The 26239-nt window shown below is 72.5% G+C and carries 23 protein-coding genes and 2 tRNA genes; 10 read left to right on the forward strand and 15 right to left on the reverse strand.

The window, feature by feature from the left end; genetic code table 11:
- Window positions 1-105 precede the first annotated feature (105 nt).
- From ehuB to AMK24_RS07770, 7 genes are all read left to right on the forward strand, one after another.
- Window positions 106-1008: an ectoine/hydroxyectoine ABC transporter substrate-binding protein EhuB gene (ehuB, locus tag AMK24_RS07740; protein WP_073766362.1), complete on the forward strand. Its 903-nt coding sequence runs from the start codon at window positions 106-108 to the stop codon at window positions 1006-1008.
- Window positions 1009-1024: 16 nt separating this feature from the next.
- Window positions 1025-1756 (forward strand): ectoine/hydroxyectoine ABC transporter permease subunit EhuC, encoded by a 732-nt coding sequence (gene ehuC / locus AMK24_RS07745; protein ID WP_073766363.1) that lies wholly within the window; start codon window positions 1025-1027, stop codon window positions 1754-1756.
- Window positions 1753-2394, forward strand: a complete 642-nt coding sequence (gene ehuD, locus AMK24_RS07750; RefSeq protein WP_073766364.1) for an ectoine/hydroxyectoine ABC transporter permease subunit EhuD — start codon at window positions 1753-1755, stop codon at window positions 2392-2394. The genes ehuC and ehuD overlap by 4 nt, the downstream gene beginning before the upstream one ends.
- Complete coding sequence (ehuA, locus tag AMK24_RS07755) at window positions 2384-3241, forward strand: ectoine/hydroxyectoine ABC transporter ATP-binding protein EhuA (protein WP_073766365.1); 858 nt, start codon at window positions 2384-2386, stop codon at window positions 3239-3241. The genes ehuD and ehuA overlap by 11 nt, the downstream gene beginning before the upstream one ends.
- Window positions 3242-3408: 167 nt before the next feature.
- Complete coding sequence (locus tag AMK24_RS07760; protein WP_073766366.1) at window positions 3409-4167, forward strand: IclR family transcriptional regulator; 759 nt, start codon at window positions 3409-3411, stop codon at window positions 4165-4167.
- Between the two features lie 40 nt (window positions 4168-4207).
- Complete coding sequence (locus AMK24_RS07765; protein WP_073766367.1) at window positions 4208-4771, forward strand: hypothetical protein; 564 nt, start codon at window positions 4208-4210, stop codon at window positions 4769-4771.
- Between the two features lie 99 nt (window positions 4772-4870).
- Window positions 4871-4944, forward strand: a tRNA-Lys gene (locus AMK24_RS07770).
- 158 nt (window positions 4945-5102) lie between these two features.
- Here the strand turns inward: AMK24_RS07770 and AMK24_RS07775 are convergent.
- The 3 genes from AMK24_RS07775 to AMK24_RS07785 form a co-directional block, all read right to left on the reverse strand.
- Window positions 5103-5693 carry a lytic polysaccharide monooxygenase auxiliary activity family 9 protein gene (locus AMK24_RS07775; protein WP_073766369.1) on the reverse strand — a complete coding sequence of 197 codons (591 nt, stop codon included), beginning with the start codon at window positions 5691-5693 and terminating at the stop codon, window positions 5103-5105.
- Between the two features lie 236 nt (window positions 5694-5929).
- Complete coding sequence (locus tag AMK24_RS07780) at window positions 5930-8119, reverse strand: SPFH domain-containing protein (RefSeq protein ID WP_242435029.1); 2190 nt, start codon at window positions 8117-8119, stop codon at window positions 5930-5932.
- 29 nt (window positions 8120-8148) lie between these two features.
- The gene (locus AMK24_RS07785; protein WP_073766373.1) at window positions 8149-9438 is read right to left on the reverse strand and encodes a peptidoglycan-binding protein; all 1290 of its coding nucleotides are present in this window, start codon (window positions 9436-9438) and stop codon (window positions 8149-8151) included.
- Window positions 9439-9638: 200 nt separating this feature from the next.
- Here AMK24_RS07785 and AMK24_RS07790 point away from each other — a divergent pair.
- From AMK24_RS07790 to AMK24_RS07800, 3 genes are all read left to right on the forward strand, one after another.
- A tRNA-Lys gene (locus AMK24_RS07790) sits at window positions 9639-9712 on the forward strand.
- Window positions 9713-10230: 518 nt separating this feature from the next.
- Window positions 10231-12150 carry a glycosyltransferase family 2 protein gene (locus AMK24_RS07795; protein ID WP_073766375.1) on the forward strand — a complete coding sequence of 640 codons (1920 nt, stop codon included), beginning with the start codon at window positions 10231-10233 and terminating at the stop codon, window positions 12148-12150.
- Complete coding sequence (locus AMK24_RS07800; RefSeq protein WP_073766377.1) at window positions 12147-14084, forward strand: kelch motif-containing protein; 1938 nt, start codon at window positions 12147-12149, stop codon at window positions 14082-14084. The genes AMK24_RS07795 and AMK24_RS07800 overlap by 4 nt, the downstream gene beginning before the upstream one ends.
- A 106-nt stretch (window positions 14085-14190) precedes the next feature.
- Here AMK24_RS07800 and AMK24_RS07805 read toward each other — a convergent pair whose 3' ends face one another.
- The 12 genes from AMK24_RS07805 to AMK24_RS07860 form a co-directional block, all read right to left on the reverse strand.
- Window positions 14191-15237, reverse strand: a complete 1047-nt coding sequence (locus AMK24_RS07805; protein ID WP_073766379.1) for a glycoside hydrolase family 6 protein — start codon at window positions 15235-15237, stop codon at window positions 14191-14193.
- A 189-nt stretch (window positions 15238-15426) separates the two neighbouring features.
- A complete protein-coding gene (locus AMK24_RS07810) occupies window positions 15427-16164 on the reverse strand; it encodes a class F sortase (RefSeq protein WP_073766381.1) in 738 nt (245 codons plus the stop codon).
- 1 nt (window position 16165) lies between these two features.
- Window positions 16166-16732, reverse strand: a complete 567-nt coding sequence (locus AMK24_RS07815; RefSeq protein ID WP_073766383.1) for a hypothetical protein — start codon at window positions 16730-16732, stop codon at window positions 16166-16168.
- A gap of 144 nt (window positions 16733-16876) precedes the next feature.
- Complete coding sequence (locus tag AMK24_RS07820; RefSeq protein WP_073766385.1) at window positions 16877-17728, reverse strand: HAD-IIA family hydrolase; 852 nt, start codon at window positions 17726-17728, stop codon at window positions 16877-16879.
- A 75-nt stretch (window positions 17729-17803) separates the two neighbouring features.
- On the reverse strand, window positions 17804-19345 hold the full coding sequence (locus AMK24_RS07825) for an alkaline phosphatase family protein (protein WP_073766387.1): 1542 nt from the start codon (window positions 19343-19345) through the stop codon (window positions 17804-17806).
- A 135-nt stretch (window positions 19346-19480) separates the two neighbouring features.
- The gene (locus AMK24_RS07830) at window positions 19481-20536 is read right to left on the reverse strand and encodes a 2-aminoethylphosphonate ABC transporter substrate-binding protein (RefSeq protein ID WP_073766389.1); all 1056 of its coding nucleotides are present in this window, start codon (window positions 20534-20536) and stop codon (window positions 19481-19483) included.
- Window positions 20537-20569: 33 nt separating this feature from the next.
- Window positions 20570-21367, reverse strand: coding sequence for an ABC transporter permease (locus AMK24_RS07835; RefSeq protein ID WP_073766391.1), 798 nt, complete (start codon window positions 21365-21367; stop codon window positions 20570-20572).
- The gene (locus AMK24_RS07840; RefSeq protein ID WP_073766393.1) at window positions 21354-22235 is read right to left on the reverse strand and encodes a 2-aminoethylphosphonate ABC transporter permease subunit; all 882 of its coding nucleotides are present in this window, start codon (window positions 22233-22235) and stop codon (window positions 21354-21356) included. Before AMK24_RS07840 ends, AMK24_RS07835 begins: the two co-directional genes overlap by 14 nt.
- The gene (locus AMK24_RS07845; protein ID WP_242435030.1) at window positions 22232-23443 is read right to left on the reverse strand and encodes an ABC transporter ATP-binding protein; all 1212 of its coding nucleotides are present in this window, start codon (window positions 23441-23443) and stop codon (window positions 22232-22234) included. The genes AMK24_RS07840 and AMK24_RS07845 overlap by 4 nt, the downstream gene beginning before the upstream one ends.
- On the reverse strand, window positions 23440-24153 hold the full coding sequence (locus AMK24_RS07850) for a phosphonatase-like hydrolase (RefSeq protein WP_073766395.1): 714 nt from the start codon (window positions 24151-24153) through the stop codon (window positions 23440-23442). The genes AMK24_RS07845 and AMK24_RS07850 overlap by 4 nt, the downstream gene beginning before the upstream one ends.
- A 5-nt stretch (window positions 24154-24158) precedes the next feature.
- Complete coding sequence (locus AMK24_RS07855) at window positions 24159-25283, reverse strand: TIGR03364 family FAD-dependent oxidoreductase (RefSeq protein WP_073766735.1); 1125 nt, start codon at window positions 25281-25283, stop codon at window positions 24159-24161.
- Between the two features lie 143 nt (window positions 25284-25426).
- On the reverse strand, window positions 25427-26197 hold the full coding sequence (locus AMK24_RS07860) for a GntR family transcriptional regulator (protein WP_073766397.1): 771 nt from the start codon (window positions 26195-26197) through the stop codon (window positions 25427-25429).
- Window positions 26198-26239 lie beyond the last annotated feature (42 nt).

Genomic DNA, 26239 nt, shown 5'->3' on the forward strand with positions numbered 1-26239 from the left:
CCGGCCACTGTTGGGTTACATGCCCCCGGGTTCCTGCTGAGACGTACGGGATCGGGCAGGCGCTCACCCTGTCCGGACTGTTCGACCTCCAGGAGACTGCGAACCATGGCTGAATTCCCGAACCTGTCCCGCCGGGGCTTCCTCAACGGAACGGCGGCCGTGGGCGGCCTCCTCGTCGTTCCCGGCCTGCTCACCGCGTGCAGCAAGACCGATTCCGGCTCCGCGACGGGCGAGGGCGCCCTGGACAAGCTCCGCAAGCAGGGCTTCGTCCGGGTGGCGTACGCCAACGAGGCCCCGTACGGGTACCTGGAGGGCGAGGAGTTGAAGGGCGAGGCCCCGACGCTGCACCGGGAGATCTTCAAGGCCCTGGGGGTGGACGAGCTGAAGCCCACGCTCTCCGAGTGGGACGGGCTGATCCCCGGACTCCAGGCCGGGAAGTACGACGTGGTGAGCGCGGGCATGGCGATCACCCCGGAGCGCTGCGGCAACGCGATCTTCTCCGAACCGGAGTTCATCTCGCCGACCGCCCTGATGGTGAGGAAGGGCAACCCGAAGAAGGTCACCGACCTGGCTTCCGCGAAGGAGGCGGGGATCACCGTGGGCGTCATGTCCGGTGCGGTCGAGGGGAGTTACGCCAAGGGCGCGGGCATACCCGAGGAGAGGATCAAGACGCTGCAGAAGCCGCAGGACGGGGCCGACGCCGTCAAGGGCGGCCGGATCGACGCCTTCCTCCTCACCGGCATCTCGCTGCGCTGGCTGGCGAAGACCAATCCGGACACCGAGGTCACCGAGGCGTTCGTGCCGAAGCTGGACGGCAAGGAGCAGTTCTCTCCCGGCGGCGCGGTGTTCCGCAAGGGCAACGAGGACCTGCGGGACTCCTTCAACCGCGAGTTGAAGAAGATCGTCTCCGACCGTTCGCGCTATGTGCAGCTGCTGGAGCCGTACGGGTTCGGGGAGACGGAGATCCCGCCCGCCGACCTGAAGACGGCTGATCTGTGCAAGGGCTGACGGGGCGGGCGCGCGCATGAGTGATTTCCTCTCCCTCCTCGTCGAGGAGTTCCCCCGCGTCCGCTCCGGCCTGTGGGTGACCCTCCAGGCCACGGTCCTGGGCGCGCTGCTGGCCGGGGCGCTGGCCTTCGCGCTCGGGCTGGCGGCGGGCAGCGGGCTGCTGCTGGTCCGGGGGGCCTCCCGGGTGGTCGTGGAGTTCTTCCGGGGCACCTCCCTCTACATCCAGCTGTTCTGGCTCTACTACGCGATGCCGTTGCTGACCGGCTACGAACTGACCCCCGTCGTCTGCGGGGTGGTGGCGTTCGGCCTCAACTTCGGCGCGTACGGGGCCGAAGTGGTGCGGGGCGCGGTCAACTCGGTACCGCGCGGGCAGTACGAGGCCGCCGTCGCGCTCAACCTCAGTCCGGCCAGGCGGTTGTGGAAGGTGATCCTGCCGCAGGCCTGGGTGCAGATGATCCCGAGCTTCACCAACCTGCTGATCCAGCTGCTGAAGGCGACCCCGCTGCTGTGGCTGATCTCGGCCGCCGATCTGATGACGGTGGTCCAGCAGCTGCGCGACCGCACCGGTGAGACCCTGACCGCCTATCTGACCCTGCTGGCCGCCTACTTCGTGCTGGCGTACGCCCTGACGATGCTGATGAATCTGCTGGAGCGGAGCGCCAAGCGGCGGCTCGGCCTGGACACCGGCGCGAAGAGCCTGTTCAAGAGCCGCAGCGCGTCCACGACCGCCGTGGGAGGTACCCGGTGAACGGCTTCGACTGGAACGCCGTCGGGGAGTCGCTGCCCCTCCTCCTGGAGGGGTTCGAGGTCACCCTGCTCGCCACGGTGCTCGGCACCCTGGTGGCCGCCGTGCTGGGGCTGGTCGTCGCGATGGCCGGCCGCGCGCCCAGCAGGTTCGTCACGGTCCCGGTGCGCGTCGTCACGGAGTTCGTCCGCTCCACCCCGCTGCTGGTGCAACTGGTGGGAGCGGCGGCCCTGTTCAACACGGTGGAGCCGCTGTACACCGGCATCGCCGTGCTGGGGGTCCACTACGCCGCGTACACCTCCGAGGTCTACCGGGCGGGGATCGACGGCGTGCCGAAGGGCCAGTGGGAGGCGTGCCGCGCGCTGTCGCTGTCGCCCCGGCGGACCTGGCAGGCCGTGATCCTGCCGCAGGCGGTGCGCAACGTGCTGCCCGCGCTCGGGAACTACGCGATCTCGATGTTCAAGGAGACCCCGTTCCTCGCCGTGATCACGGTGCAGGAGATGGTCTTCGAAGCCCGGAAGTACGGGGCCGACCACTTCGCGTACACCGAGGTGTTCACCCTCGCGGGCCTGGTCTTCCTGGTCGCGAGCTACCCCACGTCGCTGCTGATGAGAAAGCTGGAGAAGCGCCTTGGCCACTGAACCCCTCCCCCTGAAGAAGACGGAGTCGCCGGGGCCGGCCGCCGCTCCCGTGGACGCCCCCCCGGTCGCGGCGCGCACGGGTGAGCCGCTGGTGCGGTTCGACAAGGTGGTCAAGCGCTACGGCGACCATGTGGTCCTGGACGAGCTGGACTTCACCGTGGGCCGGGGCGAGCACGTCACCCTGATCGGGCCCAGCGGCTCGGGCAAGACCACGATCCTGCGGCTGCTGATGACGCTGGAGAAGGTCAGCGGCGGCGTGATCTGGGTCGACGGCTCCCCGCTGTCCCACGTCCGCGCCCCGGACGGTTCGCTCAAGCCGGCGGGCGAGAAGCAGCTGCGCGCGTCCCGGAAGAAGATCGGGATGGTCTTCCAGCAGTTCAACCTCTTCCCGAACATGACGGTGGTCCAGAACATCACCGAGGCGCCGGTCAGCGTGCTCGGCAGGAGCCGGGAGGAGGCCGAGGTCCGGGCGCGGGAGCTGCTGGAGCTGGTGGGGCTCTCCGCCAAGGTCGACGCCCACCCCTCGCAGCTCTCCGGCGGGCAGCAGCAGCGGGTCGCCATCGCCCGCGCGCTCGCCATGGAACCGGAGATCCTGCTGCTGGACGAGGTGACGTCGGCGCTCGACCCGGAGCTGGTGGCGGGCGTGCTGGAGCTGCTGGGGGACATCGTCCGCACCACCGACATCACCATGCTCTGCGTGACCCACGAGATGAACTTCGCCCGGGACGTCTCGGAGAAGGTCCTGATGTTCGACGCGGGGCGGGTCGTGGAGTCCGGGCCGCCGGAGAAAATCTTCTCCGATCCGTCCCACGAACGTACGCGCGCCTTCCTCAACGCGGTGCTGTGACCTCGCCGTTGACCCCGCACCCATGACAGTGGCATATGCCGGACGGGCGCGCCCCAGCTGGTGAGTCCGGGGCGCGCCCGTCCCCTCGCCGACGGGCGCCCCGCCGACGGGTTCCGGGGACTATCGTGGGCCGGAAGCTTGCGGTCACAACCTGGTAGGGGGACACCGTGGCGTTGAAGCCCGAGCCGACCGCGCCGTTCCACTCGGTGCAGTACGCCCTGCGCGTGCTGGAGGCGGTCTCCCGGCACGGCGAGGGCGTGACCGGCGCCCAGATCTCCCGCGAGACCGGGCTGCCGACCGGCCGGCTCGCCCCGCTGCTCCTCACCCTGCGCCGTGAGGGCTACGTGGAGCAGGTCGGGGACGGCGCGTACGTCGTCGGCGCCTCGCTGCTGCTGCTCGGTTCCGGGGCCGCCCGCCGCCAGGCCCTGGAGGGCCGCCTCCAGAACGCCCTGGCCGAGCTGCGCGACTCCATCGGCGCGGCGGTCTACCTCAGCCGCTACGTCGACGGCGAGGTCAGCGTGGTCCAGGTGGCGGACGGGCCGCTCACCCCGGCGGTCAACGAATGGGTGGACTTCCGCTCCTCCGCGCACGCCAGCGCCGCCGGGAAGTGCCTGCTGGCCCAGCTCGACCACGACGGGCGGCGGGACCACGTCTCCCGGCACCGGACGGTCCGGCTCACCTCCCGGACGATCACCGACGAGAAGGTCCTCTTCGCCCAGCTCGACGCCCAGGCGGCCACGGTCCCGGTGCTGGACCTCCAGGAGTACGCGGTGGGCACGGTCTGCGCGGCCGTGCCGCTGACGGCCGGCTCCTCGGCGGGGTGCCTCGCCCTGTCGCTGCCGGTCGCGGACGTGCACCGGCTGCGGGCGGCGGCCGAGACGCTGAGCCGGCGGGCGGCGCCGGTGCTGCTGTCGCTCGCGCTGTAGCGGCCGGGCCCGGTGGAGCACCGGCGGTAACCTCGCCGCCATGTACGCACCGATCGCCGCGCTGAACCTCCTCAAGGAGTTCGAGGACGGTGCCCACGAATACTTCGCACCCGAGTTCGAGCTGATCCCCTTCGGCGAGGACGACGGCGGCTATCCGCAGCTCTCCGACCGCATCCGGCCCTTCGCGCAGGCCACCGGCTCCGGCTCGACGTACGCGGTCTGGCTGCGGGACGGACGGGAGGACCTCGCCACGCTGCCGGTGCTCTTCCTCGCCTCCGAGGGCGGCGTCCACGTCGTCGCCCGCGACCTGCCCGAGCTGCTGCGCGTCCTCGCCTCGGGCTGGACGCCGATGGGCGGCTGGGGCGGTGTGCACTACGCCGACGAGCGCGAGGAGGCGGACGGGGACGGGGACGCGTACGACCCGTGTCCGGCGAACCCGGCGTTCCGGGCATGGCTGCGCGACCGCTTCGGCCTGGAGGCCGCGGAGGACCCCAACGTGATCGTCCGGTCGGCCGCCGACGAGCTGTGGGAGCCGTTCGCCGCCTGGATCGGGCCGTTGATCCCGGACGCGGTGAGCGGGCGGGGGCCCGCAGGAGAGAGGTAGGCCCTTTCGTCCGAAGGGCGGGGAGGCGTGCCGGAGGGGCCCTCGGAGGCGGGTGTCATCAGCACCCCCGGGGACCAGGTATTATTTTCGAGTCAGCAGGCGCCGTTAGCTCAGTTGGTTAGAGCAGCTGACTCTTAATCAGCGGGTCCGGGGTTCGAGTCCCTGACGGCGCACGACACCCAGTGGGCGGTCTCCTTCACGGAGACCGCCCACTGTGCTTTCCCCCTCGACCGTCCGGCGATGAAGGAGCACGGTGGGGCCGTGCTTCAGGGCGGGCCGGTGGTCACCCGTGGTCGTCGCGCGACGACCGGAGGAGCGCCTGGCTCCGGAATCAGAACTTGACGTCGGAGCAGGCGTAGAACGCGTTGGTGGTGTCCGCGACGTTCCAGACGGCGAGAATGACGTGCTTGCCGCTCTTCTGGGTGGGGATCGTGCCCTGGTGGGTCAGGGTGGACGGCGGCTGCCGGTTGCCGTAGGGCACCGTCATGAACGGCTGCGATTCGAGCGCGGCCCGGGTGAGCGGCTTGGTGGAGTCCCAGCCGTCCTTGGTGATGTAGTAGCGGAAGTCGCTGGTGGCGTGGCGGGCGGTGAACTGCCAGCGGAAGCTGTAGCCCTGCCCGCCGGTGACCTGGGTGGCGGGCCAGTTGCCGCCACGCGGGTCGTCGAGCTGGGCGAACTGCCCGTTGCCACCGGAACAGATCTTGCCGTCCGCCGGTCCTGCCGCCGGGAAGCCCTTGGGCCCCTCGACGCTCTGCGGCTCCCACTGGATGTTGCCGCAGCCGGTCACCGTGCCGTTGGCACAGAGCTTCTGGCGGCTGATCGGGGAGTCCGTGTAACCGTGGCTGCTGGCGCTGGTGGTCGCGAGCACCGAGACGCCCGCTATCGCGAGGCCGATCACGGCCGCGCTTGCCTTTTTCCGCATGGGCTGTCGCTCCTCTAGAACGTGGGGGAGGTTCCATGAGCATTGCTCGACTGCTGCGCGCTTGGTACGGGGTGCTGTGCATGCGGGGTACTGCGGTCTAGACCAAGTCCTAGATTATTGACGGCACATGAACATGTCCAGACCAATGAGCGTCGTATTCCGCAGAGAGCCCCCGAGGCGGTCGTCGGACCGGCCCCGGGGGCTCCGGAGCACCTCTCGAACCTCCCCGGGGCCGTTCAGGCCCCGTCGCCCCCTCCGCTGCGCCCGGTGTAGAAGGCGACCGTCAGGTCCTTCACGAGCGCCTTGCGCTCGTAGTCGTCCAGCTCGACGATGCCGCGCGTGGTCAGCCGGTTGACCGTGTCGTCCACCGCGTCCACCACCGAGGTCAGCACGCTGTCCCGGTGCTTGGAGTCGATGGCGGCGATCCGCCGCCGCTGCATCGCGGCGGCCACCTCGGGGGCGTACTCGATGCCGGTCGGCTGCGCCGAGTACACCTCCACCCCCACGGGTTCGCAGTCCGCCTTCAGCAGCCGGGTCAGCGCGTCGCCGACCGCCTCCGCGTCGCGCAGGCTGGGGGCGTCCTCGTGGAACGCGTCGGCGGGCAGCTGCGAGAGGACCCGCGCCAGCGCGGCCTCGACCTGGGCGCTCAGGTACGCCTCGTGGTCCTCGATGCCGAGGGCGGCCCGGACCGTGTCCTTGATCCGCCACACCACCAGGACGACGACGCGCAGCGCGGTGCCGGTCGCGTCGACGGCGGGCAGCGGTTCGCTCCGCCAGTGCCGCAGCCGTACGTCGACGCGGCGGCGCAGCAGCAGGGGGGAGACCCAGACGAGACCGGTGCGCCGCACGCTGCCCCGGTAGTCGCCGAACAGCGTCAGCACCCACGCGTACCCGACCCGACCCCGGCCGAGGCCGCCCAGCGCGAGGAGGGCCACGGCGGCGAGGAGGGCGAGCAGGGCCCCCTCGCCCGCCCCGACGCCGAGGTCGGGGCGGGGGGTGAGCCCGACCGCCGTCTGCCAGGCGGCGGGCAGCACGCCCCGCCACCCCAGGACGGCCAGCCCGCCGGCGATCGCGGCGGCGCCGGCGAGGAGGGCGGCGGAGCCGGAGAGCGCGGGGCCGGGCCGTTCGACGAGGCGGGGGTCGGCTTCCGGGGCCGGGCGGGTCGACGGCCGCACCCGGGTCCGCGGCGAGCGCGGCAGGGGCGGTCGCCGGGCGGCGGGCGCACGGTCCTCGACGGGCCGGCGGAGGACCCCCGCGGGCAGCGCCGCCGCCTGGACGGGCTCCCGGTCGTCGCGGAAGAGGAGGTGGACGGGGATGGAGGCGGTGGTCTCGTTGGCGATGAGGGAGTGGCGGCGAACGGGAGGGGCGGCGTTCGCCGTCGTGGCAGCCCCGGTGGTGACCGTCGTGGTGGCGGTCCCGGCGCCGGTCGCCGTGGTGGCGGTCCCGGCGCCGGTCGCCGTGGTGGCGGCCCCGGCGCCGGTCGCCGTGGTGGCGGCCCCGGTGGCCGCCGTGGTGGCAGCCCCGGTGGTCGCCGTGGGGGCGGCCCCGGTGGCCGCCGTCGTGGTGGCGGCGGGGGCGGGCCCGGGGACGGGTACGGAGAACGTGGCGGAGGCGGCCCGGTCGCCGGGGGCCAGGTCCAGGACGAGGTCCAGCTCGGTGTCGGGCCCGGGGTCGTCGACGGGCCCCCGCCCCGGCGCGTGCCGGGGGGCACGATCCGCGCTCCTGGACGTCGCGGCCTCCGGGGTCCGGCCCCCCGCCTTTCCTCCGTCCGGCTCCGCGCCGCCGGGCCCGGCCCCGTACGACGGGAGCGGCGTCCACTCCGCCGACGGCTCCGTCCGCGCCCGCCGGACGGGCTTGAGGTGCAGGTTCCCGTCCAGCGGCACGGCACGCGAGGGGGCGGGGCGGCCAGGGGCGGCACGCTCGGCGGGGGGCCGCCCGGGGCCGGAGCCGTCCGGGGCGGGAGCGGCGGCGGGGGGCGTGGCGGGGACGGGCGGCGGCCGGTCCGCGCTCCGGTCCGGGGGCGGCCCGAGGTACGGACCGGGCGCCGAGGGGGCAGGGGCGGCGGCCCGGGGCGGCGCGGGCGCGGCCGTGCCGTCGCCCGGCGGGGCGCCCGGGCCCTCGGGGCGGAGCGAGGGGGCCGGACGCCCCCCGACCGGCGCAGGCGCGGGGTCGGCGACCGGCCGGAACAGCGGAGGGGGGACGCCCTTGCCCTTGTCCGCGCCGCCGCCCACCGGTGGCGGCGCCTCCGGCCTCGCGCCGCCGCTGGTGGGCGGCGCGGGCTCCGGGGCCGCCCCGCCGAACAGCGGCGGCGGGCTCCCCTCGCCCGGCGGGGCGAAGAGCGACGGCGGAAGCCGGTCGTCCAGGGAGTGGGGGGCGGGGTTGGGGGTGGGGCTGGTCCGGGGGGACTGGTCGTCGTTGGAGGTCACCGGTACCCGATTCCTTTCCGTCGCATCCGTCACGCGAAGAGCCGGCGCCAGGTCTCCGGCCCCGGGTATCCGTCGGCCGCACCGCCGCGCCAGCCCTGGGCCCGCTGGAACGCCTCGACGTTGCGGCGGTCCGCCTCGGTCCAGCGCGGGTCGGGGCCCGACACGTAGTGCTTGCCGTATCCCTTCTTCACCAACTGTTCGCCGAGCCGGTCGACATGGCTGTTGGACTGACCCGGCTTGAAATAGCCGCGTCCGGGGAACGCCACGGCCGTATTCGGGCTGCCGTCGGCCCCGGTGGCCGGAATGTCCCGGCCACCGCCGGCGGTCAGCAGACGCCAGGTGTGCGGGCCCGGAAGGCCGTCCGCCTCCTCGCCCCGCCAGCCCTGCGCCCGCTGGAACGCCTGGGTCGCCCGCCGGTCGGCCTCGCTCCACACCGGCCCGGGGCCGACCGCGTAGAACCGCTTGCCGCCCCGCTCGACCAGCATCCGCCCGAGCCGGGTGACGTCCTCGTTGGCGGCGCCGGGGCCGAACCGTCCGGCCCCGGGGAAGCCGGTGGAGGACCCGGAGCCGGGCGAACCCCCCGTGACGCCCTTGTAGCGGTAGGCCACGTAGCGGTCGGAGTTGTTCCAGTACGCCATGGGCGTGGACTGCTTCCGCGTCCGCGGGCGCGCCTGCTCGTAGGCGATGTAGTGCGTGCGCGCGGAGCCGGTCCAGCCGCCGAAGATCGTGACGTGCGAGCCCTGGGAGGGGTCGGCGGGGTTGTGGAAGAGGAGGATGTCCCCGGGCTCCAGATCGGCGCGGGCGATCCGGGTGCCGTAGGCGGCGAGGCTGCCGGTCCACTCGTTGGCGCCGAGGTTCCAGGCCATCGACACATAGCCCGAGCAGTCCTGGCGGTACCCGTCCGACCAGTACTTCTCCATGCTGTACGGGACCTTCGCGGCCACCCATCGCTGGGCCCGGTCGATGATCTCGGCCCGGGTCGTCGTGCGTACCGCCGCGTCGGCGGAGGGCGGGCCCGAGGCGCCGGAGCCCCGCAGCGGCCCCTTCTCCCCCTGCGGAGTGGCCGGCTCGGGATCGGCTCCCCCGTCGGCGTGCGGCGCGTGGCCGGGGCGGCCGGCGGCGGCCGCCCCCGCGGCCCCGCAGGAGAGCACCACCCCCGCGGCCGTGGCCAGCACGAGGGCCCGCCGCGCGCCGTGCGCGGCGGGGTGGCCGCCGCGCCGCGGCGGCAGGGCCCGCGCGGCGGAGCGCCGCCGTACGGCACACCCCGCACACGCGCAGTCGATGGCGGGTTCGTATTCCTCGAACACCGGCACAGTCATGCGATTCCCCTCCGCACTCGTCATTCGTCATTCGTCAAGATTTTTCGGGCGCAGCCGCAACGGGCGTCAGCATCTCAACTCGTCCGACATATCGCATTTTGACGGAACAAAGGGAAAAAACGACTATCTGACGGGGCGTGGCGAGCGGTAAATGGTTCGGAGCACTCCTGGGCGTCCGGTAGAGTTCTCCAGGTCAGCAGGCGCCGTTAGCTCAGTTGGTTAGAGCAGCTGACTCTTAATCAGCGGGTCCGGGGTTCGAGTCCCTGACGGCGCACGCACAGTCGAAGCCCCCTCACTTTCAGTGAGGGGGCTTCGGCCATTTCCCGCGCACGTTCCGCCGACATCCCGCGGTCGCGCACACAGAGCCACCCACCCGACTCCGTTCCGCCACGCCTCGATGACGGACCGTGCGGGGAACGGAGGTCTCCACTTCGTCACATCCTCTCCACGGGTCGGGGGCAAAACGCATCCAGAGCCCTCGTATCACCCATTTCACCCTTGCGATCGCGTGCGGTGTCGGACAATCTGTCTGAGGATCGACACCCTCAAGGGGTCTGCCGATCCGTACAGTTGACGCAGCAGAGCGTGACGTTCCGGTTGTTCGCACCGTGCGGCGGGGGCCCCGCCCGGGAGCGGACGTCGAAAGGGCGTCCCGCAACCGGAAAGCCGCCGATCCCCGTCTGTGGGGACGGTGGCTCGCCACCGTGTGCGTGCCCGGTGAAGAACGGGGATCCACCGCGCACGACGAGACCGATCCAGTCACGCACCAGCATGCGTGCGGGGGGATGACCCATGACGTCGACGCCGCCAGGCGACCGGCAGGAGAACGACGCTTCCCGGACGACGCAGCTCCGGATACCGGCGCAGCTGCGGGCCGGCGCGGCGCGGAGGCGGGCCGGGAAGGAGCTGCCGCGCTACGACTACGAGCACTACAGCCGGCTCGCCGGACCGCTGACGCAGCCCCCCGCGGGCAAGCCGTACAAGGTCCAGTACCGCTCGCTCATATCCCAGGAGCCGCACCGGGTGCGCGCGGCACTCCTGCTCGGCGCGGCTCCTCTCGTCTCGCTCGGCCTCTTCGTCTGGCTGATGCAGCCCGGCCACTGGACGGACCGCGATCCCAACCTGGACAACGACCTCCTGCTGGCCCTCGACATCGTCATGCTGGTCTCGATCGGTCTGATCGAGCTGTTCCGCACGATGAACGTCCTCTCCAACGCCCACGCCACCCTGGTCGCCCGCGACCCGGTCCCGGTGGTGCCGGAATCCGGCACCAAGGTCGCCTTCCTCACCTCCTTCGTCCCCGGCAAGGAGCCGCTGGAGATGGTGACGAAGACCCTGGAGGCGGCCGTGCGCATCCGCCACCGCGGTCTGATGCACGTCTGGCTGCTCGACGAGGGCGACGACCCGGCGGTCAAGGAGGTCTGCGCCCGGCTCGGCGTGCACCACTTCTCCCGCAAGGGCGTGGCCCACTGGAACCAGGCCAAGGGCCCCCACCGCGCCAAGACCAAGCACGGCAACTACAACGCCTGGCTGGACGCGCACGGCGGCGACTACGACTTCTTCGCCTCGGTCGACACCGACCACGTCCCGATGGCGAACTACCTGGAGCGAATGCTCGGCTACTTCCGCGACCCGGACGTCGGCTTCGTCATCGGCCCGCAGGTCTACGGCAACTACGACACCTTCGTCACCAAGGCCGCCGAGTCGCAGCAGTTCCTCTTCCACGCCCTGATCCAGCGCGCGGGCAACCGCTACGGCGCGCCCATGTTCGTCGGCACCAGCAACGCGGTCCGCATCTCGGCGCTCAAGCAGATCGGCGGCCTCTACGACTCGATCACCGAGGACATGGCCACCGGTTTCGAGATCCACCGCCACCGCAACCCCGCCACCGGCAGGAAATGGCGCTCGGTCTACACCCCGGACGTGCTGGCCGTCGGCGAGGGCCCGACCGCGTGGACGGACTTCTTCACCCAGCAGCTGCGGTGGTCGAGGGGGACGTACGAGACGATCATCGGGCAGTTCTGGAAGGGCTTCGGGACCATGCCCGCCGGGAAGCTCTTCAACTACACGATGATGATCATCTTCTACCCGATGTCGGCGCTGAACTGGATCCTCGCGGCCCTCAGTTGCGCGCTCTTCCTCGGCATGGGCGCCTCCGGCGTCCAGATCGACCCGACGATCTGGATGATGCTCTACGGCAACGCCTCCGCGCTCCAGATCGGCCTGTACATCTGGAACCGCCGCCACAACGTCTCGCCGCACGAGCCCGAGGGCTCCGGCGGCCTGGCCGGCATGGTGATGTCCGCGCTCTCCGCGCCGATCTACGCCCGCTCGCTGATGGACGCGGTGCTGCGCCGCAAGAGCTCGTTCGTGGTGACCCCCAAGGGCGACTCCTCCAGCCCGGACACCCTCTTCGGCACCTTCCGCATCCACCTGTTCTTCATCGTCGTCTTCGGCGCCTCGATGATCGCCTCGTTCTTCCTGGGCCACAGCCACCCCGCGATGGTCACCTGGGCCACGCTGGCGCTGCTGATCACCGCCGCGCCGATCATCGGCTGGCGGTACACGATCCGCGCCGAGAAGAAGAAGCGGCGCTCCGGTGGATCCCACCGCAGCGGCGGACCGGCTCCGCGGCCGCGTCCCGCTCCCCTGCCCGGCGCGCCCGGCAACGACCAGACCATGCAGATCGCCCTTGGGGGACGTAAGAAATGAAGTACCGTCCGAGCCGCCGTACCCGCCGCCTGGCGATCAGTACGGCGGTGGTTCTCGCGCTCGCGGGGGCGAACGGGCCGTGGCTGTACCGTTTCAGCACCGAGCGCTACCACGAGTACACGATCAACAAGCCGGAGTACAAGGCGGCCAACGGCCACTGGGACTTCCTGGACATCCCCTCCGAGCACCGGATCAACACGATCCACGCGGCGCTGCTGCACACCGGCAAGGTGCTGCTCGTCGCGGGCTCCGGGAACAACCAGAAGAACTTCGACGCGAAGAGCTTCCGCTCGGTGCTGTGGGATCCGAAGACCGACGTCTTCAAGGACATCCCCACCCCCGAGGACATGTTCTGCGCCGGCCACACCCAGCTGCCCGACGGCAAGCTCCTCATCGCCGGCGGCACCAAGCGGTACGAGAAACTCCAGGGCGACGTCACCAAGGCCGGCGGCCTGATGATCGTCCACAACGAGGACCCGGACAAGCCGATCACCCTGCCCGCGGGCACCCGGTTCACCGGCAAGGAGAACGGGAAGACGTTCGTCTCCAAGGACCCGGTCCTGGTCGAGAAGGCCAAGAAGGTCTTCGACGAGGAGACCGGCGCGTTCCTGCGCAACGACCCCGGGCTCGGCCGGATCTACGTCGAGGCGCAGAAGACCGGCAAGGAGTACGAGACCGGCACCGAGGACAACTACCGGGTGGCGGGCCTGTCCGGCTCGGACACCCGCAACGTCTACGGCATCGCGCAGAAGCTGGCACTGGACAAGAAGGACTTCCAGGGGATCCGGGAGGCCTTCGAGTTCGACCCGGTCGCGGAGAAGTACATACCCGTCGATCCGATGAAGGAAGCCCGCTGGTACCCGACGCTGACGACGCTGGAGGACGGCAAGGTCCTCGCGCTGTCGGGTCTGGACGAGATCGGGCAGATCGTCCCCGGCAAGGACGAGATCTACGACCCGAAGACCAAGAAGTGGGAGTACACCGGCATCGAGCGGCGCTTCCCCACCTACCCGGCGGTCTTCCTGCTCGACGACGGTAAGCTGTTCTACTCCGGCTCCAACGCCGGATACGGTCCGGCGGACGTGGGCCGCGACCCGGGCGTCTGGGACCTCGCGACCAACAAGTTCAAGAAGATCCCCGGGCTCAGCGACCCGGACCGGATGGAGACCTCGGCCACCGTGCGGCTGCCCCCGGCCCAGGACCAGAAGTTCATGGTGATCGGCGGCGGCGGGGTCGGCGAGTCGGAGAAGTCCAGCGAGAAGTCCCGGCTGGTCGACCTCACGGAGAAGAACCCGCGGTTCACCGACGGCGCGTCCCTCTCCGAGGGCACCCGCTACCCCAGCGCCTCCCTGCTGCCCGACGACTCCCTGCTGGTCACCGGCGGCTCCAGCGACTACCGGGGCCGCAGCGGCTCGGACGTCCTCCAGGCCCGGCTGTACGACGCGAGGACGGACACCTACAAGCGGGTCGCGGACCCGGCGGTCGGGCGGAACTACCACTCGGGATCGGTGCTGCTGCCGGACGGCCGGGTCATGATCTTCGGATCGGACTCGCTCTTCTCGGACAAGGCCAACACCCGTCCCGGCGTCTTCGAGCAGCGGATCGAGATCTACACCCCGCCCTACCTCTACCGGGACTCCCGGCCGGAGCTGACGGCCGGGCCCGAGAAGATCGAGCGCGGCTCCACCGGCCTGTTCACCACGCAGCACGCCTCCAGGATCACCTCGGCGAAGCTGATGCGGCCCTCCGCGGTCACCCATGTCACCGACACCGACCAGCGCACGATCGCGCTGGAGATGGAGAAGTCGAAGGACGGGATCACCGTCACCGTGCCGGACAACCCGGCGCTGGTGCCGTCCGGCTGGTACATGCTGTTCGTCACCGACGACCGGGGCACCCCGTCCGAGGGCATGTGGGTGGAGGTGCCCGAGTAGGGCCCTGCCTCCGCACGGCGTGCCCGCGGGGAGCACGTGCGTACACGGCGAAGGCCGCGTCCCGCGGCACGTGCTCCTGCGGGACGCGGCCTTCGCCGTGCGCGGGCTACTTCGTGGCGCGGGCCAGCCCCAGCGCGTACTCCGGCCACCACTCGCCGGCCTTCGGGCCGCCCTTGCAGTCGCCGTCCGACTCGCCGGGGCGCTTGATCCACAGGTAGGCGTCGACCAGCTCGTCGCCCGTCCGCGTGGTCGGGGGCTCGCCCAGCGCGCGGCCGGGCGGGTTGCACCAGCTCTCGGCGGGATCGCCGCCCGTGTAGGGGCCGTTGCCGTTGCGGCTGGTGTCGATGACGAACGGCTTGTTGCCGATCTTCTCCGACAGCTTCCTGCCGAACTCCGTGGTGACGGCCGTGGTCTGGAAGTTGGAGACGTTGAGCGAGAAGCCGTCCGCCTCGGCGATCCCGGCGCGCTGGAGCGGCTGGTAGAGCGCGTCGGGCGACTGCCAGCCGGCGTTGCCCGCGTCCAGGTAGACCTTGGTGGCGGGCTGCCGCTTCAGCCGCTGGATCGCGCCCTTGAGGAGGTCGTAGCGCTCCTCGTGGAACTCCTGGGGCGTGCAGCCGTCCACCAGGTGGAGCAGGGCGTCCGGCTCCAGGATCACGGTGGCGGCGCGGTCCCCGATGCCCCGGGCGACGCGGTCCAGCCAGGCGCGGTAGGCGTCGCCGTCGGAGGCGCCGCCCTTGGAGAACTGGCCGCAGTCGCGGTGCGGGACGTTGTAGAGGACCAGCAGAGCCTCACGGTCGGCGGCGGCGGCCGCCTCGGTGACGCCCCTGACCTCGTTCTCGGGGTTGTCCGGGCCGATCCACTCGCCGACCGGCTGCCGGGCGATCTTCCGGATCAGCTCGGCGTTCTTCTCGTCGCCGTCCTTGGTGTACGCCTCGACCTGGCGGGCCGCGTTGCCGTCGGGGTTGACCCAGTACGGGTCCTGGTCCTTGGGCTGCTGGCCGATGGCCGACGCGCTCTTCCTGTCGCCGCCGTCCCCGTCGCCGGAGCATCCCGCCAGCAGCAGGGCCGCTCCGAGCGCCGCCGCCGTACCGGCCGCCCGCAGGGCCGTCGCACGCCCGCGCGTCCGGGACCGGCCGGTGTCACCGCTGTACATCCACTCCCCCTCGGGCGTGCTGCCTGCACTGTTCCTCATCGGTCGCACCGATGTGCTGCCGGTCCGTTCCATCCTGGCACAGCGGCCGGGCGCACGCGGTCGAGGACCGGCCCGGCGGGCGCGCCCCCTGGGAGGCGGCCGGCCGGGCCGGGTGGGACGTGCCGACGGCTACGAGGACGGCGGGGGGGCTCAGGTGCGGCCGGTGACGGCCGCGGCCTGGGCGTGCTCGCCGCCGCCCCGGTCGCCGTCCCCGCCGCCCCGCGCGTCCTGCGCGCCGGTGAGGTAGGCCGAGACGACCACGTTCGCCGTGTACGAGCGGGTCGCCGGGTCGTACTTCCCGCCGCAGGTGATCAGCCGCAGCTCGGCCCGGCCCTCCTGGCGGGGCCCGTACACCTTCTGCGCGTCGAAGCGTTCGCGGGTGACGAGTCGGACGTCGTCCACGGTGAACTCGGCGACGCTTCCGTCCGCCCGGGCGACCTCGATCCGGGCGCCCGGCTTCACCGCGCTGAGCCCGTAGAAGACCGCCGGTTCGGTGTCGGTGTCGACGTGGCCGACGAACAGGGCCGTCCCCTCCGCGCCGGGCCGGGTGCCGTCGCCGTACCAGCCGGCGGTCTTCGGCATGCCGTACGGGGGCGGGTCGACGGCCCCGTCCCCGTCGAGGCCGCGTGCGACGACGGGGGCCGCGATCCCCACGGAGGGGACCTCCACGCGTTCGGGGGCCGACCCGTCGAGCGGGTCGTGGGCCGGGGGCAGCGAGGCGCCGAAGGGGCGGCCGACCGCGGCCACGTCCCCCGTGGTGGGGCCGGACAGTCCGCCGAACCCGCCGCCGGCCTCCTTGCCCCAGAGCCACAGGCCGAGCAGGAGCACGGCCCAGGTCACTCCGGTGAGCAGTCGCCCGTTGCCTGCCGGGCGGTCCGGGGCGCTCATCTCAGCTGCCGGCCGGGCCGCGGCGCCGGCGCGAGGTGCGCAGGGCGACGGCGACGGCCGCGACGGCGGCGAGCACCAGTCCGGTCACCGCGTGCCGGATGCCGGGCCCCTGCGCTTCGGCGGACCGTTCGGCGAGGGTGGCGGCGCCTCCGCCGCCCGCCTTGACGGGTGCGGCGGGCGAGGGCCGGGTGTGGTGGACGACGGTGAGGGCGCCGGTGGCCCGGCCGCCGCTGTCCTCGCACGTCACCCAGACGTCGTAGGAGCGGGGTTCGGCGTCGGACCGGATGCGGGCCCGGGCGAAGAGGCCCTTGTCGTCGGCGGGCCGGAAGTGGGCGACCGAGGCGAAGGCGTCGGAGTTGCCCTTGGCGTGGCGGCCTCTGCCGCAGGCGTCGGTCCAGAGTTCCACCTCCGCGCCCGGGGCGGTCGTGGACGGGGTGATCGAGACGGTGCCGGTGCGCCGGTCGTCGTCACCGGCCGGGGCGGCCGGTGACGCCAGGGCGACGGGGGCGGGGACGGCTATGAGCGCGGACGCCGCCACCGCACAGAACGTGATGGGCATGGAACGCATCGTGAACCTCCTACGGGAAGGTTCGGCTCTGCGGCGGCGGCCCGCATCCGCAGTCCTCCGTCCGGGTGACGCCGGACGCGTTCCCCGGTCGGCTGCGGATGCGATCCCCGCAGGTCAGGGCGGGGCCGACCGGGTCAGGCGGGGTCAGGCGGGGTCCGCCGCCCCCGGCTGGTTCCCCTGGTCCACCTGGTCCCCCTGGTCCACCTGGTCCGGAAGGTCGATCAGGTCGACCAGGTCCGCGATCGACTCGACGACGTGGGACGGGCCGAAGGGGTAGCGGTCGATGTCCGCGACGGTGGTGAGCCCGGTGAGGACCAGGAAGGTCTGCATTCCCGCTTCCAGCCCCGCCAGCACGTCGGTGTCCATCCGGTCGCCGATCATCGCGCTGGTCTCGGAGTGCGCGCCGATGGCGTTGAGCCCGGTCCGCATCATCAGCGGGTTGGGCTTGCCCGCGAAGTACGGGTCCTTGCCGGTGGCCTTGGTGATGAGGGCGGCGACCGAGCCGGTCGCGGGCAGCGGGCCCTCGGCGGAGGGACCGGTCTCGTCGGGGTTGGTGCAGATGAAGCGGGCGCCGGCGTTGATCAGCCGGATCGCCTTGGTCAGCGCCTCGAAGCTGTACGTCCGGGTCTCGCCGAGCACCACGTAGTCCGGGTCGTGGTCGGTGAGGACGTACCCGATGTCGTGCAGGGCGGTGGTGAGGCCGGCCTCCCCGATGACGTACGCGGTGCCGCCGGGGCGCTGGTCGTCCAGGAACTGGGCGGTGGCGAGGGCGGAGGTCCAGATGTTCTCCACGGGCACGTCCAGGCCCATGCGCTTGAGCCGGGCGTGCAGGTCGCGCGCGGTGTAGATGGAGTTGTTGGTGAGGACGAGAAAGGGCAGCCCGGAATCCCGCAGCCGCTTGATGAAGGCGTCGGCGCCGGGGATGGGGGTGCCCTCGTGGATGAGGACGCCGTCCATGTCGGTCAGCCAGGAAGTGATGGGCTTGCGCTCTGCCATGTGTCGGGACTCCTGCCGTACGCACTGCGTGCTTGGGGGTGCCCGGACCACGCCGTCCCGGCACCCCCAGCATAATTAGGCCGTGGTGATCCCGACCCCGTCGATCACCCAGTACCAGTTGTTGCTGCCGGTGTAGTGGAAGCGGAAGCTCACGTTGGCCGCCCCGGGCGGCACGTCCAGGGTCAGCGCCTGGGGCTGCGCGATCACGTCGGAGGCGTACCGCTTCACCTCGACGGGCGTCCCGCCGTTCCAGGAGGCGAGGACGCGGGCGCTCTGGCCGCCCTCCTGCCGGTAGTGGGTGGTGAAGCCGAGGGTCACGGCGGACTTGCCGGAGACGGCGTACGCCGGGGTGACGAGGGTGGAGTCGTACGGTCCGGAGGACGCCTTGTCGGCCCACTCGTCGGAGTCCGCCACCGCGAAGATGCCGCGTGAGCGGACGTTCAGCTCGCGGGACTGGTCGCGCTGGCTGCGGCTCCAGAACTCGTCGGTGGCGAAGGACCAGCCGCGCCACTCGGCCACGCCCCCGGTGCCCATCGCGGAGTTGACGACGGACCAGCCGCTGGGCGCGGTGCGGGTCCAGCCGAGGACCCCGGCCGGGATGCCGGTCTCGTCGGCGCGGCCGGTGAGCGCCGGGTACAGCGTCTCGAACGGGTCGGCGGAGCGTTCCTGGATCGGTCTGCCGTCCAGCCCCCAGGCGGGGTCGGGGACGATGCCGAGCTGGTGGAAGACGGTGGCGGCGACGTCCACGAGCCGGGTGTCGGCGGGGCGGGCGCCGGCCGCGATGCCGGGGCCCTGGGCGAGGACGAAGGTGCGGCGCTCCTCGACGGCGCTGCCGCCGTGGCCGCCCGCGTCGGTGTGGCCGTGGTCGGTGGTGACGATGACGGTCCACCGTTCGGCGGCGTAGGAGGGGCGGGCCTCGATGGCGGCGAGGAGGCGGCCGAGGTGTCCGTCCTGGACCGCGATCGCCTGTCGGTAGGCGGCGCTGGCCGCCCCGGAGTTGTGCCCGGCGATGTCGGTCTGGCCGAAGTAGACGAAGAGCACGTCCGGGTTCTGGTTCCGGAGGATGGACTCCGTCTCGGCGGCGATGGTGGCGTCGTGGCCGGTGTAGCCGTCGCGGTCGCCGTCGAGGACGAGTGTGGCGTCGGCGCCCGGGGTGACGGTCCCCTGGGCGTCCAGCGGCTTCCAGTCGACGGCGGCGTAGGTGGAGAACTGGGGGCGGACCTGGGCGAGGCGGGCGAGGAAGCCGGGGTACCTCGCGTAGTTCTTCCCCGCGAAGGAGTTGTCCTTGACGCCGTGCTTGTCGGGCCAGACGCCGGTGGAGACGGTCGACCAGCCGGGGCCGGAGGAGGTGGCGGCCATCGGGTTGGCGTACAGCAGCGAGGTGCCGTACGTCCCGGCGGCCATCATCGCCTTGAGGTGCGGGGCGTCGGCGGCGGCGATGACGTCGTGGCGCAGCCCGTCCATCCCGACGACGAGCACCTTGTCCTTGCTGGTGCCCTCCGGGAGGGCGGGGGCGGCGGCGCGGGCCGGGGCGGCGGTGGCGAGCGGGGCGACGGCGGCGGCCGTGGCGGCGGCGGTGGCGGCGAGGACGGAGCGTCGGGACGGGGACCGGGACACGTGTTCCTCCAGGGAGAGGGGGCGGGTCGATCGGGGCCGGACGTGAACGTGGTGCTGGACCGGACCCGTTACCTTCGCGAGATGTCCGGGCCGGGTCCAGACCTTGGCAGGGATCCGTGGCGGAGAGGTGGCCGGTCAGCTTCCGGTGGCCGACTTCCAGGCGTCGATGTACGTGTCGAGGTTGGCGCCGATGTCCGACCAGTCGGGCTCGAAGATCTCCACGCCCTCCATCAGCGCGGCCAGTTCGACGGCGTTGGCGTCGGTGGCCTCGATGTCCTTGCGGGCGGCGAACCCGCCGCCGACCGCGCTGACGTCGCGCTGGGCCTGCTCGGAGAGCATGAAGTCGAGCAGCTTCTTGCCGTTCTCGCCGTGCGGGGCGTTCGCGACGAGCCCCGCCGCGTACGGGAGGGCGAAGCTGGTGGGCTTGCCGCCGCCCTTGGCGGGGAACCAGATGCCGAGGTTGGGCATGTCCTTGGACTGGGCGAAGTTCATCTGGACGTCCCCGTTGGCGACGAGGAGTTCGCCTTTGTCGACCTTGGGGGCGAGCTTCCCGGTGGAGGCGGAGGGGCCGACGTTGTTGGCCTGGAGCTTCTTCAGGTACTCCATGGCCGGCTCCTGCCCGCCGAAGTCGTGCATGGCCTTGATGAGGACGGCGGTCCCGTCGCCCGCGACGCCGGGCGTGGAGTACTGGATCTTCTCCTTGTAGGCGGGGGCGAGCAGCTCCTCCCAGGTACGGGGCGGGGTCTTCAGCTCCTCGGTGTTGTGGACGAAGCCGAAGTAGTTGTTGACGACGGAGGTCCACTTGCCGTCGGCCGCGCGGTCGGCGCCGTCGACCCGGTCGGCGCCCTTCGGCTCGTACGCGGTCAACAGCCCCTTGGCGTCGGCCTGCTGGATGAAGGGCGGCAGGGTGACGAGGACGTCGGCCTGGGTGTTGGACTTCTCCCGGGCGGCGCGCTGGACCATCTCGCCGGAACCGCCCTCGACGTACTTCACCGTGATGCCGGTCTTCTTCTCGAAGTCCTTGAAGACCTTGTCGTACCAGCCGTCGCCGTTCTCGCCCTTGAGGCCGTCGGCGCTGTAGACGGTGACGGACTTCTCGTCGGAGGCGGCGGAGGAGCCGCCGCAGGCGGTGAGGGCGAGGGCCGCGCAGGCGGCCAGGGGCAGGGCGAGGGTGCGGGCGGGGATGCGCATGGGGTTCTCCTGAGAACGGAAGTGCGGGGGGGGTCAGCGGTAGGAGGCGCGGGTCCGGATGCGGGAGACGGCGGCGAGGACGAGGAGCGTCGTCGTCATCAGGACCACGGCGAGGGCGGCGCCGGTGAAGAGGGAACCCCGGTCGGTGGCGGCGAAGATGTGCACCGGCAGCGGGGTCCAGTCCGGCGGGTAGAGCATCATCGTGGCGCTCAACTCCCCCATGGACAGGGCGAAGCAGAGTCCGGCGGCGGAGGTGAGCGAGGGCAGCAGCAGCGGCAGCCTCACCCGCCACAGGACGCGGGCCGGGCTCGCGCCGAGGCCGGCGGCGGCCTGTTCGTAGACCGGGTCGAGGCGGCGCACGGCGGCGGCGACCGACTGGTAGGCGAAGGCGGTGACCAGGATGGTGTGGGCGAGGATCACGATCCACCGCGTCCCGTTGAGCAGGACGGGCGGCCGGCTGTAGGCGACCAGCACCGCGAGGCCGACGACCACCGAGGGCACGGCGACCGGCAGGATGAACAGGGCGTCCAGGAGCCGCTTTCCGCGCGTGCGGAGGGAGGCGGCGGCGAGGGCCGCCCAGCCGCCCAGGGCGAGGGCCAGCACGCTCGCGGCGACGGCCGTGACCAGGCTGGTGGTCAGGGCCTGGAGCGAGTCGCCGCTCGTCGCGGCGGCGTAGCGCTCGGCGGTGGGGCCGGAGGGGAAGGCCCCGGACCAGTGGGTGGCGAAGGACGCGGCGAGGATGACGAGCAGGGGCACCGCGAACAGGGGGACGAAGAGGAGCAGGAAGACGGCCCAGGTGGCCCACTTCCCGGCCCGGCTATGCACCAGCACGACGGCTCACCACCCGGTAGAGGCTGTAGAGGCCCACGGAGATCGCGATGTTGACGACGGCGACGACGCAGGCGGCGGCGTAGTCCGACTCCAGGATCGCCTTGCTGTAGACGAGCATCGGCAGCGTGGTGACGCCCTTCGCCCCGGTGAACAGGACGATCCCGAACTCGTTGAGGCACATCACCAGGACGAGGCTGCCGCCCGCCGCGAGGGCCGGGAGCGCCTCGGGCAGGATCACCTGCCGGATGATCCGGGCGGGGCCGGCGCCGAGCGAGGAGGCCACTTCCAGCTGCCCGGTCTCGATTTGGGAGAACGCGGCGAGCAGCGGGCGCATCACGAACGGGGTGAAGTAGGTGATCTCGGCGAGCAGGACGCCCCAGGGGGTGGTCAGGAAGTGGAACGGCCCCTCGGCCGCCCCGGTGGCGCCGGTCCAGAGCCCGTTGGCCATCCCGACCGTGCCGTAGACGAACAGCAGGGCGAGCGTGATGAGGAAGGACGGGAAGGAGAGGAAGACGTCGACGAACCGGGCGACCGCCTTCCCGCCGGGGAACGGTACGAACGCGATGACCAGCGCGAGGACGAATCCGAGGACCAGGCAGCCCGCGGTCGAGCCGAGGGCCAGCCATACGGTGGTGGTGAGCGCGGAGCGGAAGGCGGCGGAGGCGAAGACCTCGGCGTACGGGTCGAGGGAGGCGCCGCCCTCGTCGGGGGTGAAGGACTGCTGGACGACGAGGGCCAACGGGTAGAGGAAGCCGAGCGCGAGCACGGCGACGGGCGGCAGCGCCCAGACCCAGGCGGGGACGGAGCGGGACCGGGCGGGGGCCGGTGCGGCGGAGACCCGGGGGGCGGCGGTCGGGGCGGCGGTCACGGTCCCACCCCCGCGGTTCCGCGGGCTCCCGCCGCTTCGCCCGCCCCGGCGGGGAGCAGCACCGCGTCCTCGGCCGCGAAGTGCAGGGTGACCGGCTCGCCGAGGGCGGGGGGCTCGCGCAGTTCGCGGAGGTCGGCCATGACGGGGTGCCCCTCGACGTCGGCGTGGACGCGGTGGGTGGAGCCGCGCCACTGGACCTCGGTGACGGTGCCGGTGAGCGCGTTGGGCCCGGCGCCGAGGCCGACCAGGTGCGGTCGGACGCAGAGCGTGGCGGTGGCCCCCGGGGCGGCGGCGCCGGTGGGCACGGCGAGGGAGCGGCGGCCGAGTTCGACCGCTCCTTCGCCGGTCACGGTGACCGGGAGCAGGTTGGCGTTGCCGACGAACGAGGCGGTGAACTCCGTACGCGGCCGGCGGTACAGCTCCTGGGGGGTGCCGCAGTCCTGGAGCCGGGCCCGGTCCATGACCGCGATCCGGTCGGCCAGGGTCAGCGCCTCCACCTGGTCGTGGGTGACGTACAGGATCGAGACGTCGGGCAACTCGCGGTGCAGCCGCGCCAGTTCGGTGAGCATTCCGGAGCGGAGCCGGGCGTCGAGCGCGGAGAGCGGTTCGTCCAGGAGCAGCACGCCGGGGCGGATGGCGAGCGCCCGGGCGATGGCGACGCGCTGCTGCTGGCCGCCGGAGAGTTCGCGCGGGTGGCGGTCGGCGTACGCGGCCATGCCGACGAGTTCCAGGGCCTCGGTGACCCGGCCGGGGATCTCGGCCTTCGGGGTGCGGTGGGCCTTGAGGCCGAAGGCCACGTTGTCCTTGACCTTGAGGTGCGGGAAGAGGGCGTAGCTCTGGACGACCATGCCGATGCCGCGCCGGTGCGGGGGCAGGGCGGTGACGTCCCGGCCGCCGAGGAAGACCCGTCCGGAGGCGGGCCGGACGAAACCGGCGACGGCGCGCAGGGCGGTGGTCTTGCCCGAACCGGAGGGCCCGAGGAGGGCCATCACCTCGCCGGGTTCGACGGTGAGGTCGAGCCGGTCGAGGACGGTGTTCCCGCCGTAGGCGACGGTGACGCCGTCGAAGCGGATGCCGCTGCGGACGGCGGTTTCGCGGCCGGTCCGGCCGGGCGCGGGAGCGGCGGTGGCGGGCTCGGCCCCCCGGGCGGGGGCGGCGGTGGTCCTGGCCGTGCCGGCGGGAGCGGCGGCCCCGGTCGCGCCGCTCATGCCTCGGCCCGTGCGATGAGGTCGGGCAGTTCGGCGACGGAGCCGAGGACGTGGGTCGCGCCGTGCCGGGTCAGCCGCTCCCGGTCGTGGGCCCCGGTGAGGACTCCGGCGACGATCCCGGCGCCGGAGCGCACGCCGCTGAGCATGTCGTACGAGGTGTCACCGGCCACCGCGATCCGCCGGACGTCGTCCACGGCGGCGGTCCGCAGGAAGGCCGCCAGCACCATGTCCGGGTGGGGGCGCCCCCGGCCGCCCGCGTCGGCGGGGCAGAGGGTGAGGGGGACGAGGTCCTGCCAGCCGAGGGCGGCGAGGATGGCGTCCTGGGTGACGCGGGCGAAGCCGGTGGTCAGGACGACGGTGCGGCCTTCGGCGGTGAGCCGTTCGACGGCCTCGCGGGCGCCGGGGAGCGGGGCGACGCTGCCGCCGTCGACGAGTTCGCCGTACGCCTCCTCGAAAGCGGTGTTGGCGTACCGGGCCTGGTCCTCGGTGGCGAACAGGTGCCGGAACACGGAGATCTTGGACTCGCCCATGGTGGCCCGCACATAGGCGAGTTGGCGTGCGTGCTCCTCCGATCCGGGCTGCACGCCGAGGCGTCGGGCGGCGGCCGAGAACGCCTGCTCGACGAGGCCGCCGTCGGCGACGGTGGTCCCCGCCATGTCGAGGACGACGAGGCCGAAGGGGCGGTCGGTGGTCGGTGTCGCTGAAGTCATGATGGTTACCAGCCCACGTGGTCGGCGGTCGTTTCGGCGATGGCGGGCGAGCAGGTCATACCGCGCCCGCCGGGCCCGGTGACGAGCCAGACGCCTTCGCGCACCTGCTGCCGGTGGACGACGCGCGAGGTGTCGGTGCACTGGGCGTAGACGCCCGCCCAGCGGTGGCGGATGCGCGGCAGCGGCCGGCCGAGGAAGGCTTCGACGACCCGCGTGAGGTGCTCGTAGGGCTCCTCGACGGTGTCGAAGGCGAAGGGGTGCTCGTACTCGTGGGTGTCCCCGATAGTCAGTCCGCCGTCCCGCCGCTGCACCATGAGGAGTTGCATGCGGTGTTCGGCGGCCACGGGGTCCTGCGGCTGGCCGGCGTCAAGGGCGTCGAGCGCCTCGCTCCGGTAGGCGGGGTAGTAGCGGAAGCTGTCGGCGTCGGCCACCGAGGTGGTGAGGGGCTCGCCGAGCGGGTCGGTCTGCATCATCTGGAGGCGGACGCGGCGGACGGGCAGGTCGGGCCCGGCGAGTTCGCGCACCAGACCGCCGAGCCAGGCGCCGGTCGCGAGGATCACGGCGTCGCCGGTGTGGACGTCGCCGTGGTCGTCGCGCACCGAGGCGGTCCCGACGACCTCGCGCACCTCACGGCCGCCGAGGAAGGTGTACTTCCCCGAGGCCAGCAGGTGTTCCTTGAGGGCGAGTTGAGCGGTGCGCGGCTCGACCGCCGCGTCCCGCTCGCACCACAGGGCGGCGGTGAACGCGCCGCGCAGGGCCGGGTTGACCGCCCGCGCCTCCTCGGCGGTCAGCAGCTCGTAGCCGCGCGCCGCCGCGTCGGGCCGGGCGACGGCCGCCTCGGCGACGGCGACCTCGTACGGGGTGCGCAGCGGGGTCAGCGAGCCGCACGGCCGGAAGCCGAGGCCGGGCACCCGCTCCCCGATGCCCTCCCACAGCTCGCGGGCGCGCAGGGCGGTCTCCAGCTCCTCGCCTCCGGCCCGGCCGCTGACCCATATCTGTCCGAAATTGCGGAGCGACGCCCCGCGCGCCTCGCTCTCGCGCTCGATCTGTACGACCTCGTGGCCGCGGCTGACTGCGTGCCAGGCGTGCATGGTTCCCACCACGCCGGCTCCTACGACGATGACTCTCACGACGGCCACGCTCCTCGGGACGGATGGCCCGCATACGTCCGGCCGTCGACGCGACGGTGAACGACCCCGCAAGTTTGGACCAGACCCGTTACCCGTCCGTGATCTGCGCGGGGTCGGAGGGCAGGAGAGGGGACGCGGTCCGCTCAGTCCCGCCCGTCGCCCCGCAGATGGGCGGAGAAGGAGAAGCGGTCGCCCCGGAACAGGGTCCGCACGCGCTCCAGCGGCCGGCCGTCGGCATCCCGCGAGAGCCGGTGGATCAGGAGCATCGGCAGGGCGGGCGGGGTGCCGATGAGAAGGGCCTCGCGGGGGGTCGCGAGCACGGTCTCGATCCGCTCGTCGGCGTCGCCGAAGACGATCTGGAGGCGGTCGCGGAGGTAGGCGTAGAAGGAGGAGTCCGGGTCGAACCCCGTGTCCAGGTCCGGGACGCGCGCGACGCCGACGTACGTGCTCTCCAGGCCGACGCGCTCGTCGTCCGCGAGCAGCACCCGCTCCAGGTGCCAGACCGGCTCGCCCCGCTCCACCGCTATCTCGGCGGCCAGGGCCTCGGGGCAGGGGAAGCGGTCGAGGCCGATGAGGTGGCGGCCGGGCCGCCTGCCCTGGCGGCGGACGCCCTCGGTGTAGCTGGCGAGCGAGAGCGGCTGCTCCAGCTTGGGCCCGGCGACGACGGTGCCGCGCCCCTGCCGGCGCAGCCGCCCTTCGAGGAGGAGTTCGCGCAGGGCCTGGCGGACGGTCTCGCGGGAGACCTCGTGCCGGAGGGCCAGCTCCCGCTCGGTGGGCAGGAGCCCGCCCTCCCCCAGCTCGTCCAGCAGCACCGCGATGCGGGCCTTGACCGCGTAGTACTTCGGGATGCGGCCGTGTTCGGGGATGCCGGAGCGGATCGGTGCGCCAGGTGCCTGGCCGTTCGGGTAGTCCACCACCCGATCGTGGCAGACGCGGGTGAACGGACCGGTACGGGA

Source organism: Streptomyces sp. CB02366 (assembly GCF_001905905.1).
Classification (GTDB): Bacteria; Actinomycetota; Actinomycetes; order Streptomycetales; family Streptomycetaceae; genus Streptomyces.